Origin of the sequence: Corallococcus caeni (genome assembly GCF_036245865.1) — a bacterium.
In the GTDB taxonomy this organism is placed as follows: domain Bacteria; phylum Myxococcota; class Myxococcia; order Myxococcales; family Myxococcaceae; genus Corallococcus; species Corallococcus caeni.
On sequence record NZ_BTTW01000001.1, the window covers coordinates 402,455 to 417,702 of the forward strand.

The 15,248-nt window shown below is 70.6% G+C and carries 10 protein-coding genes; 6 read left to right on the forward strand and 4 right to left on the reverse strand.

Annotated elements, in window-relative coordinates; translation table 11 throughout:
- The first annotated feature begins 30 nt into the window (after positions 1-30).
- The 3 genes from AABA78_RS01690 to AABA78_RS01700 are packed head-to-tail and all read left to right on the forward strand — an operon-like array spanning position 31 to position 5,080.
- A complete protein-coding gene (locus AABA78_RS01690; protein WP_338261333.1) occupies positions 31-966 on the forward strand; it encodes a metalloenzyme in 936 nt (311 codons plus the stop codon).
- Between the two features lie 11 nt (positions 967-977).
- On the forward strand, positions 978-1,949 hold the full coding sequence (locus AABA78_RS01695; RefSeq protein ID WP_338261334.1) for a hypothetical protein: 972 nt from the start codon (positions 978-980) through the stop codon (positions 1,947-1,949).
- Between the two features lie 38 nt (positions 1,950-1,987).
- On the forward strand, positions 1,988-5,080 hold the full coding sequence (locus AABA78_RS01700; RefSeq protein WP_338261335.1) for an alpha amylase C-terminal domain-containing protein: 3,093 nt from the start codon (positions 1,988-1,990) through the stop codon (positions 5,078-5,080).
- Here the strand turns inward: AABA78_RS01700 and AABA78_RS01705 are convergent.
- The 3 genes from AABA78_RS01705 to AABA78_RS01715 all read right to left on the reverse strand — a co-directional run bounded on the left by AABA78_RS01705 (position 5,077) and on the right by AABA78_RS01715 (position 10,380).
- On the reverse strand, positions 5,077-6,762 hold the full coding sequence (locus AABA78_RS01705; protein WP_338262363.1) for a TldD/PmbA family protein: 1,686 nt from the start codon (positions 6,760-6,762) through the stop codon (positions 5,077-5,079). The genes AABA78_RS01700 and AABA78_RS01705 overlap by 4 nt on opposite strands.
- Positions 6,763-6,912: 150 nt before the next feature.
- Positions 6,913-8,232, reverse strand: a complete 1,320-nt coding sequence (locus tag AABA78_RS01710; RefSeq protein ID WP_338262364.1) for a nucleotide sugar dehydrogenase — start codon at positions 8,230-8,232, stop codon at positions 6,913-6,915.
- A 72-nt stretch (positions 8,233-8,304) separates the two neighbouring features.
- The gene (locus tag AABA78_RS01715; protein ID WP_338261336.1) at positions 8,305-10,380 is read right to left on the reverse strand and encodes an alginate lyase family protein; all 2,076 of its coding nucleotides are present in this window, start codon (positions 10,378-10,380) and stop codon (positions 8,305-8,307) included.
- Between the two features lie 280 nt (positions 10,381-10,660).
- Between AABA78_RS01715 and AABA78_RS01720 the strand changes: the two genes are divergently transcribed.
- The 3 genes from AABA78_RS01720 to AABA78_RS01730 all read left to right on the forward strand — a co-directional run bounded on the left by AABA78_RS01720 (position 10,661) and on the right by AABA78_RS01730 (position 12,598).
- Positions 10,661-11,626 (forward strand): histidine kinase dimerization/phospho-acceptor domain-containing protein, encoded by a 966-nt coding sequence (locus AABA78_RS01720; RefSeq protein WP_338261337.1) that lies wholly within the window; start codon positions 10,661-10,663, stop codon positions 11,624-11,626.
- A 124-nt stretch (positions 11,627-11,750) separates the two neighbouring features.
- Positions 11,751-12,395, forward strand: a complete 645-nt coding sequence (locus tag AABA78_RS01725) for a hypothetical protein (protein WP_338261339.1) — start codon at positions 11,751-11,753, stop codon at positions 12,393-12,395.
- A 14-nt stretch (positions 12,396-12,409) separates the two neighbouring features.
- On the forward strand, positions 12,410-12,598 hold the full coding sequence (locus tag AABA78_RS01730) for a hypothetical protein (protein ID WP_199724589.1): 189 nt from the start codon (positions 12,410-12,412) through the stop codon (positions 12,596-12,598).
- Positions 12,599-12,689: 91 nt separating this feature from the next.
- Here AABA78_RS01730 and AABA78_RS01735 read toward each other — a convergent pair whose 3' ends face one another.
- Positions 12,690-15,233: a hybrid sensor histidine kinase/response regulator gene (locus tag AABA78_RS01735; RefSeq protein ID WP_338261340.1), complete on the reverse strand. Its 2,544-nt coding sequence runs from the start codon at positions 15,231-15,233 to the stop codon at positions 12,690-12,692.
- Between the last annotated feature and the right edge of the window lie 15 nt (positions 15,234-15,248).

Here is a 15,248-nt window from a genome sequence, read left to right on the forward strand (position 1 = left end):
GTGTCGGATTCGAGGATACAGTCCCGGGCCGTGCGCGTCGCGGTCCTGTTCATCGATGGGGTGGGCATCGGACGGAAGGACCCGGCCGTGAACCCGCTCGCGGACCGCGACCACCTCCTGGCCTGGTTCCAGGACGCCCCCGCCCCCGTCCTGCCCCACGGCGGCGTGGGCCTCGCGGTGGACCCCACCTTCGGCGTCCCCGGCCGGCCCCAGTCCGCCTCCAACCAGACGGCCATCCTCACCGGGGACCCCGCCCCCGTCCTCGTGGGCGGCCACGTGCTGGGCTACCCCAACACCGCCCTGCGGGAGCTGCTCGCGGAGCGCTCCATCGTGCGGCGCCTCAAGGCCGCGGGCCGCACGGCCACCTTCGCCAACGCGTACCCCGCGCCGTACCTGGACGCGCTCGGCGTCCCCCGGCGCCCGTCCACGTCCCCGCCGGAGTTCACCCTCTCCGAGCGCGCCGCGCGCAAGGTGCGCCCCTCCGCCGCGAAGCTCGCCTTCGCCGCGGGCCAGGAGCGCCTGCGCACGCTGGACGACGCGCGGGCGGACGACGGCCTCACCCACGACATCACCGGGGCCAACGCGCGCGCGCACGGGCTGGACGTGCCCCACCGCACGCCGGGCGAAGCCGCGGCCCTCTTCTGGCGCATCGCGGGACAGGCGGACTTCACCTTCTTCGAGCACTACCTCGCCGACGAGGCCGGCCACGCGCAGGACTTCACGGCCGCCCGCCTGGCGCTCGACACCTTCGACGCCTTCCTGCGCGCCGTCGCCGCCACGCGGCCCCACGACGCACGCGTGTTGGTGTGCAGTGACCACGGCAACGTGGAGGACCTGTCGGTTCGAGGACACACCGTGCACGCCGTGCCCATGCTCTACTTCGGCCCCTCCGCCCCGGAGGTAGCGTCGTTCTCCACCGTCGCGGACGTGGGCCGCGCCGTGGTGCGCTGGCTCGGCGCCGACTGAAGGGACGTGGGATGCGGGTGGGCGGTACCGGACGATGGAGCCTGCTGCTCGCCCTGCTCGCGACGACGGTCCTCCTTTCCGCCTGCGCCTCCGCGCCCCAGAAGCCCGTCAGCCCCGCCGCCACGCTGGCGCTGCCCGGCGGTGAGTTCCGCTTCGCGCACACCCAGGAGGACACCCAGGCCGCGGACATGGTCCGCCGCGCGGTGGAGCACGCCGGCCCCCGCCTGGCCCGCTGGGGCACGTTCCAGGAGCCCGTCACCCTCATCATCCACCCCAACCACGCCGCCCTGGAGCGCGCCGCCCACCGGCCCGGCTACGACTTCCTGCGCGCCTGGGCCCGCTACGAGCAGGTGGAGGTCCAGAGCCCCCGCACGTGGACGCGCGCCGGCGCCACGCAGAAGCAGGTGGACGAACTGCTGCTGCACGAGCTCACCCACAGCCTCATGTGGCAGGCGTCCGCCAGCGTGTCGGACTGGACGAAGAAGGGCATCCCCCTGTGGTTCAGCGAGGGCATGGCCTCGTACACCGCCGCCCAGGGCTACCGCGTCCCCAGCCTGGAGGACCTGTCCCGCTTCCTCCATCAATACCCCCAGGCGGATCCGCTCGCGCGCGCCGAGTCCCTCTACGAGACCGAGAACGCCACCGTGTACGGCGCCGCCCACCACGCCTTCACCTTCCTCATGGAGCGCTACGGCGAGGCGCGCGTCCGGGGCGTCCTCATCGCCATGCGCCAGGGCCAGGACTTCACCGGCGGCTTCCAGGAGTCCGTCGGCCTGCCCGTGGACGCCTTCCTGCGCGACTTCCGCCGCTACGTGTTCCTGCGCGGCTTCAAGGGGGGCCGGCTGGCCCCACCCCCGGCCCAACCTCGCCCCGAAGGGCGCGGAATTCCTCGGAATCCACCGCTTCCAGCCGCACCTACCCCACATTCGCCCACTTCCACGCCACCGGACACAACTCCGGAGGCCCCAAGCCCGACAAGTTGAGCAAGCCCGCTATGCGTGGGCCGCCGGAGGTCTCCCCCGTGACTGATTCGAAAATCAACCGCCCGAAACTCACCTCGTCCCCCACCACGGGCTCCTCCGCCGTTGATCCCGCGAAGCTCGCGGCGCAGCAGAAGGCCGCCGCCGCGAAGGCCGCCGCCGTGAAGCGCAACCAGTCCGGCTTCGAGTCCGCACCGGCGGCGGGCGCCCGTACGCCCGTGGCCGGCACCGGCAACCTGGCCCGCTCCGCCAACGCGAGCGCGCTGCTGGGCGCCGCGCCCACGTCCGCCGTGAAGTCGAACGCGACGGTGGCGAACCCGACGACGCGCACCATCACCTTCACCTACGACGCGGGCCCGCACGCGCAGCTCACCAACCCGAAGCTCAAGGGCAGCTGGGACGCGGACGGCCGCTTCAACGCGCAGTGGTCCTCCGGCGGCATCCCCATGAAGCCGCTGGGCAACGGCAAGTACGAGGCCACGGTGAAGGTGGCGGACGACGGCCTGGCGCACAACTGGGAGTGGGGCGTCAGCGTGGACGGCCCGTCCGGCAAGGACCAGTGGGCGGTGATGGGCGAGGGCAACCTCAAGCTGGACCTGTCCAAGCCCACCGCGTCCTACGCGCCCACGACGTACCACTCCATGGGCGCGCAGCGCTCCGGCAAGGACGTGTCCTTCAAGTTCTGGGCGCCGGACGCGCGCGCCGTGCAGGTGAAGGTGACGGACAAGCAGGGCCGCGAGCAGCGCATCCCCATGACGCGCGACGAGGGCGGCAACTGGACCGCGCAGGCCAGGGGCGCGTGGGACCAGATGGAGGGCAAGGCCTACGTCTACGAAGTGGTGGACTCCACGGGCGCCACCAGCGACCGGCCGGACCCGTACGCGCGCCGGATGATGGGCGAGCAGCGCGGCATCGACCGGCTCTACCTGGACCCCACGCGCGGCAAGGAGGTGGACCGCTACTTCACGGGCGCCACCGGCCTGATGCGCTTCGACGTGGACGACGCCGGGGACGCGGACAGCGCGTACCTGGTCCTCAAGGACGGCGACGGCAACCCGCTCAACAAGGCGCAGCTCCAGGAGCGCCTGGGCAAGTTCGACGACGGCCTCATCGACAAGCTGCGCGGCGGGAAGTTCAACGACTTCTGGTCGCGCAACGTCACCGACGACGGCCGCATCAAGATGACGAACGAGGGCGGCGCGTGGACCACGCTCGTCAACGACCCGGACAAGCTCGCGGGCCTTCGCTACGAGTTCCAGGTGTTCGACAAGGACGCGCAGGGGAAGCTCCACCTGCGCGACGACGTGAACAACGACGGCAAGCTCTCCGACACGGAGCGCCTGGCGTCGTCGGAGAACGACCCCTGGAGCGACCTCATCACCCAGGGCAGCGGCGTGTCCTTCCGCGGCTCCATCCTCACGGACCCCACGAAGTTCCAGTTCAAGAACGACGACGTGCCGCGTGAGAAGGACCCGTCGAAGTGGACGGTGTACCAGCTGCACGTGGGCAGCTTCCTGGGGCAGGCGGGCAACTCCAACCGCTCCACCATGGAGGACCTGATCAAGAAGCTGGATTACTTCAAGGAGCTGGGCGTCACCACGCTGGAGCTGCTGCCCACCAACGAGGTGGAGGGCCCGCGCAACTGGGGCTACCTGGGCGTCAACAGCCTGGCCGCGGAGAGCTCCTTCGGCTTCGAGGACGAGACGGGCCAGTGGGTGGAGGGCGACGAGGCCCTCAAGCGCTTCATCGACGCGGCCCACGGCAAGGGCCTCAACGTGGTGTCGGACGTCGTCTACAACCACGTCTTCGGCGACTACAACGGCCTGTGGAACGTGGGCGGCCCCAGCAACCCCTACTTCAACTGGGCCAAGGAGCCCGGCAAGTTCGAGCAGCGCGACACGCCGTGGGGCGCCGTGCCCGCGTACGACACGCCGCAGGTGAAGCAGCTCTTCGTGGACCACGCCGTGCAGCAGGTGGCGGAGCTGCGGTTCGACGGCCTGCGCTTCGACTTCACGGAGCCCATCAAGGGCGTGGGCGGCAAGGCGGGCTGGGACATGCTCCGGGAGATCAACCGCCAGGTGCACTTCATCAACCCGAACGCGTGGACCGTGGCGGAGCAGTTCGACTACGACCCGGACATCTCGCGCCCGGCGAAGTCGGACGGCACGGGCGGCGGCTTCGACGCGCAGTGGTACACGGAGTTCCAGCACCGGCTGGTGCGCGACAACAGCAAGCCGGGCCTGGTGCAGGCCGCCTCGCGCGGGATGAAGACGGACGTGGACGCGTTCGTGGACCTGATGACGAACCCGCGCGGCCTGGACGACTGGAAGCACGCGCTGTCCATCATCTCCAACCACGACGAGGTGGGGAACGCGGAGCGCACCATGAACACCGCGGAGGGAGAGAAGGCCACCGACTTCCCGGACCAGTGGTCGCGCGGCGCCGCCCGCTTCACCGCCGGCATCGGCATGGCGGGCCCCGGCATCCCCATGTTCTTCCAGGGTGACGAGTTCGGCGCCCAGAACGACTTCCGCTGGGGCAACCCGTCCACCTGGGACAGCGACTGGAGCTGGCAGGACGTGGGCAAGGGCGTGGACTTCGGCAAGGTGACCTTCAACGACGCCACCAAGGCCACCTACGAGCGCCTCTTCGAGCTGTCCCCGGACGCGCGCGCGAAGGACAGCGCGTACAAGGCCTTCTCCGCGGACGACAAGAAGCTGTTCGCGGAGGTGGCCGCCCTGCCCGCCTCCGAGCGCAAGGACGCGATGCTGGACGTCACCCGCCGGCAGTCCTTCAACTTCTACAAGGACGCCATCGGCCTCAGGAACAGCAGCAACGCCTTCAGCGCGGCGGCGGAGGTCAAGCGCGTCTACACCCACAACGACGACAGCGTGATGGCCTTCACGCGCAAGTCCGGCAACGAGGAGTTCCTCGTGGTGGGCAGCCTCAACAAGAAGAACCTGGAGGGCTACTCGCTGCCCCTGCCCCCGGGCCAGTGGAAGGAAGTGCTGAACAGCGACGCCAGCGTCTACGGCGGCGGCAACTTCGGCAACTACGGCGCCACGCTGAACGGCGGGAACACCCCGGTGAACATCCCCGCCGCCGGCTACGTGGTGCTGAAGAAGGTCGGCTAGCGCTTCGCGTCCGCGCCGGCCGCCTGCTTCGACGGGGCGGCCGGGCTGGGCAGCAGGGGCGGCCGGTCCTTGCCCTCCATGGTGCGCTGCAGCTCCAGTTCCTGGAGCAGCACCGCGGGCGCCACGGTGGACACAGGCACGTTGCCGCTCTCCGCGCCGCAGAACCCGTTGAAGACACCCAGCCGCTGGCCCGTGGCGAGGATGCGGTTCACCGACGACAGCGGCGTGCCGACGATCTCCACGCCGCGCACCAGCGTCTCCTCGCCCGTCTTCACGTCCACGCGGTACACCATGCGCGGCACCCCCTTGAAGGCCTGGTAGCCGTAGCTGGACGTGTTGGTGTTGCCGCCGGTGATGTCGCGGATGATGAGCCCGTATGGCTTGCCCTGCCGCTTCGCCTCCGCGATGAGCAGCTTCTTCAGCTCCGCGTCGCTCACCTGCTTCGCGCTGTCCACCAGGAGGTTGGCCATGCGCGCCACCGGCTGGAGCGTGCCCTGCCCGCGCCCGTGGCCGTTGGACTTCGGGAAGCCCTCCACCGGGTGGCGGCTCATCAGGTAGCCCTTGAGCACGCCCTTCTCCACCAGGCTCACCGGCTGCCCCTTCACGCCCTCCTCGTCGTAGAGGTAGTAGCCGTTGAGCGGCTCGCCGTTCACGTCGCGCTTCGACGGATCATCCCTCAGCGACAGGAAGGCCGGGAGGATCTGCTTCCCCTCCTGTCCCTTGAACGTCTTGCCGTCGGTGTCGCCGTCCTGCCGGTCCGCCTCCAGCCGGTGGCCGAGCGTCTCGTGGAAGAGCACGCCCGCGGCCTCCGGCGCCAGGATGGCCGGGCCCGCGTACGGGGTGATGGCCGGCGCCTGCCTGAGCGCGAGCAGTTCGTCGATGACCTTCTGTGCCGCCGCGTGCACCCGCGCCTCGTCGGGCATGCCCGCTTCCGTGGGCAGGTAGAAGCTGCGCGAGTTGTCCAGGAGCTGTCCGTCCGGCGCGCGCGTCACCGCGGAGACGTGGAACGCGTACAGCGTCTCCTCCGTGATGAGCCGCGTGCCCTCCGAGGACACGAACAACCGCGTGGCCTTGTCCGCGGTGATGCGCACCTCCGAGTCGAACAGCTCCGGGTGCGCGTTGAAGCGCGCGGAGACCTCGCGCGCCACCCGGCGCCACTTCTCCCGGTCGAACGGGAACGCCACCGGCGGCTGCACGTAGGTGGCGGGCGTCTCCCTGGAGAAGGACGCGGGGCGCTTGGGGTCCTCCACCGCGTAGACGTCCTCGCCCTTCTTCTTCAGGTACTGGAAGAGCGCGGCCTTGTATTTCTCGTCCGTGACGAGCCACAGCGCCGTGCGCAGCGCGAGCGGCGAGTCGTCCAGCGGCCCGTCCTTGCGCGACGTGAAGCTGGAGCCCTTGCTGGTGCTGAAGCCGAAGTCGAGCGAGTCCGCCACGGAGCTGTCGTAGTCGTAGCTGCCCACGCGCACGTCCACGCCCAGCTTGCGCTCGCGGTAGTCGTCGTCCTGGAACAGCGCTCCGTAGCGCGCGATGATCAGCCGCGACTCGTAGTCCTTCACGCCGTAGCTCAGGAAGTACGGCGCCTCATGGCCGGTCACCTTGAGCTGCTGCTGGTTGCGTTGAAGCTCCGCGTTCATCGCGTCCAGCAGCTGGGCGCGAGGATCGGACGCGGGCGCCGCGCCCATCAGGAGGGCCGCGGCCACGAACAGCGGGAACAGGGGACGGGATTCGCCAGGCACGGCCGCGCACTGTAGCGAAAAACAGGCGAGGGCCCTCCCCTCACGCGGCTGGCGTGAAGCGAGGACCCTCTTGCCCGCATGCCCTTGGAGCGGGGGTCAGGCCTTGACGATCTTCTCGCGGCCCTGCGTGACGGCCTTGGTCGCGTTGCGCGTGTCGACGACGATGTTCGAGCGCTGCACCAGCTCGTTGTAGTCGATGTGCGAGTGGTCCGTGAGGATCATCACCGCGTCGTACTGGCTCAGGGTCTCCGGGTCGAGCGGGACGGACTTCATCTCCATGTTGAAGCCGTGGCCCTTGTGCAGCTCCTTCACGTACGGGTCGTGGTAGCTGATGTCCGCGCCCTTCTCCTTGAGGAGCGTCATCACGCGCAGCGACGGGGACTCGCGGAAGTCGTCGATGTCCTTCTTGTAGGCCGCGCCGATGCAGAGGACCTTCGCGCCGTTGAGGACCTTCTTGTTCTGGTTGAGCGCCTCCATCGTGCGCTGCACCACGTAGTAGGGCATCTGCCAGTTCACCTCACCGGCCAGCTCGATGAACTTGGTGTGGAACTCGAACTCGCGCGCCTTCCACGTCAGGTAGAACGGGTCGATGGGGATGCAGTGCCCGCCCAGGCCGGGGCCCGGGTAGAACGGCTGGAAGCCGAAGGGCTTGGTGCTGGCGGCCTGGATGACCTCCCAGACGTCCACGTTCATGCGGTCGCAGAGCATCTTCATCTCGTTGACCATGGCGATGTTCACGCAGCGGTAGATGTTCTCCAGCAGCTTGGCGAGCTCCGCCACGCGCGTGGAGGACACCGGCACCACTTCCTTCAGGGCGCTGCCGTAGAGGGCCGTGGCGACCTCGAGGCACGCGGGCGAGTAGCCGCCGACGACCTTCGGAATCGTCTTGGTGTTGAAGCCCTTGTTGCCCGGGTCCTCGCGCTCCGGGCTGAAGGCCAGGAAGAAGTCCACGCCCGCCTTGAGGCCGTTCTTCTCCAGCAGCGGCTTCAGCACCTCCTCCGTGGTGCCCGGGTAGGTGGTGGACTCCAGGATGAAGAGCTGGCCGGGGCGCACGTACGGCGCCAGGGCCTCGCCCGTCGCGACGATGAAGCTCATGTCCGGCTCACGCGACGCGGTCAGCGGCGTGGGCACGCAGATGATGACGCAGTCGAGCTCGCGGGACTTCGCGAAGTCGTTGGTCGCCTTGAGCTTGCCGGCGTTGGTGAGCTCCGCCAGCGGCGCGCTGGGGATGTGCTTGATGTAGCTCTCACCCTTGGCGATCTTGTCGATCTTGCGCTGGTCGACGTCCAGCCCCGTGACCGGGAAGCCCGCTTCCGCGAAGGCCATGCCCAGCGGAAGACCGACGTACCCGAGACCCACCACGCCCACCTTCGCTTCCCGATTCTGAATCCGACCCAGCAACGGGTTGCCAACCATCACGCGCATTGTCGTTACTCCCCAGCAGTTGACGTGCGGCCTCGCCGGCTCACACGTCCCGACCCACACCAATCACCTGAAGACGAACACCCACCCCAACCAAGCCGGAGGCGTCAGCTGCCTCCGGAACTCCACCGACACCGCCTCCACCACGCGCCCGTACCCGGGCGAGTAGCAAGACGGCACGAGCGAGGTCTCCAACCCCCGCCCGAAGAGCACCCAACCCACGGGCGCCTCCGCCGGTCCAAGCTCGAGAGCCCGTGCATCGAAGGCCTCCGGCCCCTCCTGCACGCGCCCCGCCCGCGCCAGAACCTCCGCCGCGGGCTTGCACCACCGCGCCTGCCCATCGGGCAGATGCAAACGTCCGACCACCTCATGACGGCCCGTTCCGACGAGCCGGTCCCCCACGGCCAGCGCACGCACGTGCCGGTCGAGGAAGAAAGTCCTCTCAATCCCTACCGGGGCCGGCAGGTGGCGGTAGCCGTCGTGGCGCACCACCAGCCGGTCATGCTTCGCGCCGGGCTGGAAGGCCACGACGCGAGCCCGGGCATCCTCCGGCAGCGCGAAGAGCCGCGCCGGATCCATCGGGGCCTGCTCGGCCCCATCCACCTGAAGCGTGTTGTGCGCCGCGGTGCTCCGCATCGCGTTGCGCAGCGCCGGATCCCGCGTGTACGAACCCGTGCCGGGGTCGACGATGACGGGACGGCCATTGAGGTGAAGCTCGAAGGAAAGCTTGTCGTTGTGGCTGTGTCCTCCGACGCCCCGCTGCCCCTGTTTTCCGGCCGAGACGGTGAGCACGACCCCTTCGCCGCGCAAGATGTGAAAGCCACCTTCCGCAAAGCTTACAGACGTGGGCGCGGGAGCCACGGGCAGCGCGTTGAAACGCACGAGGCCCGCGTCGCCCAGGAGCCACGCCGCCTCGTCCGGGAACACGCCGCCGCCCAGCCCCGCGTCGTTGAAGAGCGCCGCGCCCAGCCCGGACAGGTAGCCATGGTCGCCGTCCGCGCGCTCCTGGAACGGGAACACGCGGCCGCTGTCGTTGTCGCCAATCTGCGGCGCAAGGCCAGACTCCGAGGACCAGGCGCGGGCCGCGACGAACATCAATCGCAGACGTGCTTCATAGGCGGGGCCCAGCGACACGCCCGCGCCGCGAGCGACGAGGAAGGCCAGCGTGAACAGCTCCACCGACAGGCGGTGGTAGGGAATGGAGCCCTCGAAGGACGTGCCCTCGGGGTGGACCTGCGCCTCCATCTGCGTGCGCAGGCCGTTGGCCGCGAGCGCCACCTGGCGCGGCGCCCCGGGCAGCTCCGGGAAGAGCGAGCCCACCACCACGAGCCCCACGTAGTTGGAGACCAGGTGGTTGTTGGGCACCGCGCTGGTGTCCTCCAGGTGGGCCTCCACCCAGGCGCAGTGCTCCGCGAGCGCGCCCAGCACGGGCACCAGGAACTCCGGCCGGCGCACCTCCGGCCGGTCCGCGAACATCGCCAGCGCCTGCGCGACGTTCGCCGCGCGCAGGGCAATCTCCATGGAGCACGTCCAGTGGACGCCCATGCCCACGGGGTTCGCCTGCAGGAAGTCCAGCGTCTGCGAGACGAAGGCCGTGGCGAAGCGCGAGCGCTCCGCTTCCGTCCGCGCCACCCACGCGCCCTGGGCCAGGGTCACCACGCTGTCCAGGCGGCCCATCACCCACGGGTACTTCGGATCCATGCCCGTTACGTGCAGCGGCATGCGCTCCACGGGGTCCACCGGATAGTGCCGGCCGCTCACCGGCTCCAGGGACCAGTCCACCGGCTTGCCTTCACCGAAGGAGACGGGCGTGCCGAAGACGTCCCACTCCTGACGGAGCGCCCGCGCGGCGCGCTCCAGCGTGCGCGCCTTCGCGCCCGGAAGCTTCTCGATGGCGGCGCGAGCGGACTCGCGCTGCGACAGCTCGCACCAGGCCCGCGCGGTGCGGTGATCCAGGGCCAGCGACACCAGGTCGTCGGCGCGGGTGGCGCCGAAGGACTCCAGCAGCTGCGCCTCGTCCACCTGTTCGCGGCGGTTGTAGAGCGCCTTGCGTGCGACGCCCTGGACCCGGCGGACCGCGCTCTTCGCGAGCGCCCCAGGCGCCATCCGAGCCATCGTCGCGTAGTAATCGAGAGTACCCATCCGCCCCTTCCCGCCCAGCCTGACGTGGGCAGGTGATAGCAAGCGGCTGGCCAAAACCTTTTCCCAGCAAGAGCAAGGGTTTGGCGCGTTGACCCCTCCCGCAGGGCGGTAAAAATGTCCGCTCCCCCCGATCACCGTGGGTAAAGGATTGCTGCCTGACGTGGAAAGGAAGTGCTCCACGTTGGAGCCGTTGCGCCTCCATGGAGGCATGGCCATTCCTTGGCGCGTGCGGGCTGGGGCTTGGATGGGGCGGCGCATCGAGGACGACCTCGATGCCAGGATGGAAACGACGCTGACGGCGGTGGCCGAGCAGGCGCTGCGCGCAGGAACGCGCGCGGGCCTGGAGGCTCTGTTGAAGGCGTCCTTGCGGCTGACCGGCGCGACCGGCGCGGCCCTCTATGAAGGACGCGTGTGCGTGATGAAGGTGGGCAAAGTCCCCGCCCGTCGCGCGCAAGCCACGGACAGGAAGTCCACGAAGCGCGCCTCCGTCCTGGAGGTGTGGCCCGCGCCGCTGACGACGTCGCAGCGGAGCGTGGTGGCGCGCTTCAGCGCCTTCGCCCCGGCGCTGCTCGCCGCGCATGCGCGCGAGGTGGCCCAGGGCGCGCGGCAGGCCCGGCTGCTGGAAGCGAAGCAGCGCCTGGAGCGCACCGTGGCGGCGCAGGACAAGCGGCGCTCGCGCGCGGCGCACGACCTGCGCACGCCCCTGATGGTCATCAAGGGCTACGTGGACATGATGCTCAAGGGCACGGGAGGCCCGCTGGGCGCGCAGGCGCAGCGCTACCTGGAGCGGATCGCAAAGTCCGCCGCGGATCAGAAGGACCTCATCGAGCGGCGCTTGGCGCCGTCCGTGCCGGGCCTGGACGACCTGCGCCCCGTGCTGGAGCGCGCCTTCGCGCCCGCGAAGGGACGCGGACGGGCCGCCCCCACGCTGACGCTGCCCGGGGAGCGCACCGTCCCGGTGCAGGGCGCCCGGGTGGACTGGGAGCTGCTGGCGCGCACCCTCGCCAGGGGCACCGCTGGTGCCGTCGCCGTGGACGTCCACCTGGGCCCCGCCCTGGAGGCCCCCCACTGGCTCCTGCGCGTCCAGGCCTGCCCTGGCGCGGCCCTGACGGCGCGCCACGAGGCCGTGCTCCGGCAGCTCGCGGGACGCCTGGGCGGCACGCTGAGCGTGGCCGTGGAGCCCCGGCTGGACATCACCCTGGTGCTGCCGGGGGATGACGCCTTTCCCGTACCCGCTCACCGTTAGGGGTATGAGAAAGCAGGAGACGTCGGGATGGCGCGCGAAAGGTAGGCGCAGGTCGCAACTCGCCTACTCGTCAATGCGATAAAAGGGAAAGCGGTTTTCCTTCCTGCCCCCGAAGGTCTCCCCCATGAAGCTCAACCGAAGCTCGAGCGTGCGCTCCACGAAGTCCGAGTCGGCGCTGCCCAGTACGCCGCAGCCGCCGCGCCGTACCAACTCCGTGGATTCGAAGCCCAACACGACGACGTCCTCCGCGACGCCGACGAAGCCCACCCGGACGAACTCGGCGCCGCCGACGGCCAACCGGCCGCCCAGCGACGTGTCCGCCGGCAGCCCGTCGCGCACCCGCCCGCGCAACCCCGAAGGGGCCGCGAGCGTGAACAACGCGCAGGCGAGCGGCGCGAAGAAGCCCACGACGAACACGGAGATCCGCGCCTGGTACAAGCAGCAGATCGCCGGCATCCCCGCGAACGACGCGAAGCTCAAGGCGCAGGGCGCGTCGCTGGAGGACCGCGCGAAGGCCGCGCATGCCATCCGCCACGAGGCCCGCGTGGGCGCGCGTGAGTTCATGGGCACGTTCGAATCCGCGATGCTCAAGGCGCGCGACTTCTTCAAGTACGGCCGGCTGGACGGGCCCTCGTTCGACCAGCTCGTCGGTGAGGCCAAGAAGAGCGGCTTGAGCGAGGCGCAGGCGTACGACAAGATCATCAACAGCTCACAGCGCACCAACCAGGCCGTGGACAACATCTACGCCAAGCCGCAGGCAAAGCTATGACCGCTGATCAACTGATGAAGCAGAAGCTGGAATGGGTGAAGACGTCGGACCCGCTCCACCCGCTGCGCACCAAGGCGGAGGGCAAGGAGCTGCGCCTGCGCATCGGCGACTTCCCCGAGGAGTCCATGTACACGCTGCTCGTCGACGACCAGGAGGTCACCGAGTTCGACGACTGGCCCAAGGCGTGGGTCCGCCCGCGCTGAAGCGCGCTCCGCGGCTGGAACGAAAAGACGCCCTGTCCCTCGCACCTGGCGAAGGACGGGGCGTCGTCGTCTCAAGCCGCCCTGCCCTGCGTCACGCGGAGCCGGGCAAGAGCTGGCGCACGAGCTCCAGGAGCTTGCCGCGCTCCACCTCGCGCTTGACGAGGTAGCCGTCCGCGCCCGCCTCCAGGCCGGCCGCGCGGTCCTCGTTGCTGTCCAGCGAGGTCACCAGGATGATGGGCGTGCGCCGGAACATGGGGTGGCCCTTGATCCGCCGCGCCAGGCCCACGCCGTCCAGCCGGGGCATCTGCCAGTCGCTGACCACCAGGTGGCAGTGCACGCGCTCCAGCACCTGCCACGCCTCCTCGCCGTCCGACGCCGTCACCACCGGGTAGCCGGCGATCTCCAGCAGGGACTTCATCGCGAAGCGCGTGGTGAGCGAGTCGTCGCACACCAGGATGCGCGGCATCTTGGATTCGCCCGCGGCCGCGCGCGTGTCCGGCTTGGCCGCGCGCAACAACTCCGGCGCGTTGAGCACCGGCACCACGCGGCCGTCGTCCAGCACCGCCGCGCCCGCCAGGTGCGTCACTTCCCGCAGGTGCTTGCCCAGCGAGCGGACCACCAGCTCCTGCTGCCCCACCACCTCGTCGATGGCGTACAGCACGCGGTCATCGCCCAGCGACAGCAGCACCGCCGTCTGCCGCCGGCCCGACTCCAGCGCCAGCGGCATGCGCGGCAGACCGATGGCCTCCGACAGCGACAGGAACGTGAGCTGCTCGCCGTCCAGACGCGCCACCACGCGCCCCGCCACCGTGCCCACGTCGTCCGCGTCCAGCCGCAGCACGCGCTTCACGGTGTCGGAGGGAATCGCGGTGACGGTGGTGCCGGTGCGCACCAGCAGGCCCAGCGCCGCAGCCAGCGTCAGCGGCAGGTCCACGATGAAGCGCGTGCCCTTGCCCGGCGTGTACTCCACGTCCGCGCTGCCCTGCAGCCGCTGCGCGGTGGCCAGCACCACGTCCAGACCGACTCCACGCCCCGACGTGGACGTGACCTCCTCACGCGTGGAGAAGCCCGGCTGGAAGATGAGCCGCGCGGCCTGCGCGTCCGACAGCTTGTCCGCCGCCTCCTGGTTCATCAGGCCCCGGCGCACCGCCGTCGCGCGCACGCGCACGGGGTCCAGGCCCGCACCGTCGTCCTCCACGATGACGCCGATGCGCGTGCCCCGCGCCTCCACCCGCACCACCAGCCGCCCCGTCTCCGCCTTGCCCGCCGCCTTGCGCGCCTCCGGCATCTCCAGCCCGTGGTCGATGGCGTTGCGCACCAGGTGCACCAGCGGATCCTTCAGCGCGTCCACGATGCGCCGGTCCAGCCGCACGTCGGTGCCGCCCAGCTCCAGCGCCACCTCCTTGCCCAGCCGGGAGGCCGTCTCGCGCACCGTGCGCCGCAGGGGCTCCAGCACCTGCGAGGCCGGCACCATGCGCAGGTCGCGCAGGTCGTCGCGGATGACCTGCGCCACCAGCGACTGCTGCTCGCCGTCGCGGTGCGCCTCCTTCGCCTGCTCCAGCAGGCGCTTCTGCATCGTGCGCATCAGGCCCACGCCCGTGCGCAGCGGCTCCAGCGCGGGCCCGCCGCCGGCCATGGCCAGCTGGGACGCGGCGCGCTCCAGGTGCAGCAGCACCTCGTGCGCCTGATCCGTCAGCGTGCGGAAGCCCTCCGAGCGCCGGCCCTGCTGCGACCGCCCGGACACCAGGTGCTCCACCTGGAGCGCCAGCGAGTCCAGCGTCTTCACCGACACGCGCACCGCGCGGTCCACCGTGCCGCCGCGGCCCTCGGGCGCCGCGGCCGTCGCGCGCGCCGCGGGCTTCGCGGCGGGGGCCGGGGCCGGCTTCGCGGGCACGACCTCCCGGACCGCTCCGGCGTCCTCCACCACGCCCAGCGCCATGCGCAGGTCCACCAGCGCGCCCGCCACCTCAGACGCCGCCTGTCCCGCCGCGTCCCCGCCCTCCTCCATGCGCGTGAAGCCCAGCGCCGCGGCCTCCGCCAGCGCGGCCACCTGCTCCGCCTGGACGGCCTCCGCGCTGTGGCGCAGGGCGTGCGCCTGGTCCACCGCCGCGCGCACCGCGCCCGCCCGGTCCTCCACCTTGGGGGACACCAGCCTGCTCAGCGCCGCCTCCAGCGCGGTCAGCGCCTTCAGCCCGTCATCGCCCAGCGGGCCCGAGCCCGCGGCCTCGTCGGACGTGGGAGCGGCCGGCTCCTCATGGCCAAGGGCCTTGAGCAGCGCGGCCACGCCGTCCACCACGGGCTGCTCACCCGCGTCGCCCCGGTTGAGGGCGTTCTCGATGGCGGACAGGCCCCGCAGCATCGCCTCCACGGAGCCCCGGGAGATGGGCTCGTCCACGCTGACGTGGGACAGCCCGTCCTCGATGGCGTGGACGATGCGTTCGATGTCGTCCAGCCCCAGGCTCGCCGCGGAGCCCTTGAGGCTGTGCACCACGCGCTTGAGCGACGGCAGCAGGTCCGGCTCGCGTGCGGCGGCCGGCTGCTCCAGCCCCAGCACCTTCGACCCGATGGCCTGAATCTGTTCGCGCGTCTCCGCGGCGAACACCGGCCAGATGCTGCGCAGCAACTGCGGATCCATGAAGCCTCAGTCCCC

Coding starts and splice junctions, on each gene's coding strand:
- AABA78_RS01695 (WP_338261334.1), top strand. CDS start 978: ATGCGGGTGGGCGGTACCGGACGATGGAGCCTGCTGCTCGCCCTGCTC.
- AABA78_RS01705 (WP_338262363.1), bottom strand. CDS start 6,762: ATGGGCGCGGCGCCCGCGTCCGATCCTCGCGCCCAGCTGCTGGACGCG.
- AABA78_RS01710 (WP_338262364.1), bottom strand. CDS start 8,232: ATGGTTGGCAACCCGTTGCTGGGTCGGATTCAGAATCGGGAAGCGAAG.
- AABA78_RS01715 (WP_338261336.1), bottom strand. CDS start 10,380: ATGGGTACTCTCGATTACTACGCGACGATGGCTCGGATGGCGCCTGGG.
- AABA78_RS01720 (WP_338261337.1), top strand. CDS start 10,661: ATGGAAACGACGCTGACGGCGGTGGCCGAGCAGGCGCTGCGCGCAGGA.
- AABA78_RS01725 (WP_338261339.1), top strand. CDS start 11,751: ATGAAGCTCAACCGAAGCTCGAGCGTGCGCTCCACGAAGTCCGAGTCG.
- AABA78_RS01730 (WP_199724589.1), top strand. CDS start 12,410: ATGAAGCAGAAGCTGGAATGGGTGAAGACGTCGGACCCGCTCCACCCG.
- AABA78_RS01735 (WP_338261340.1), bottom strand. CDS start 15,233: ATGGATCCGCAGTTGCTGCGCAGCATCTGGCCGGTGTTCGCCGCGGAG.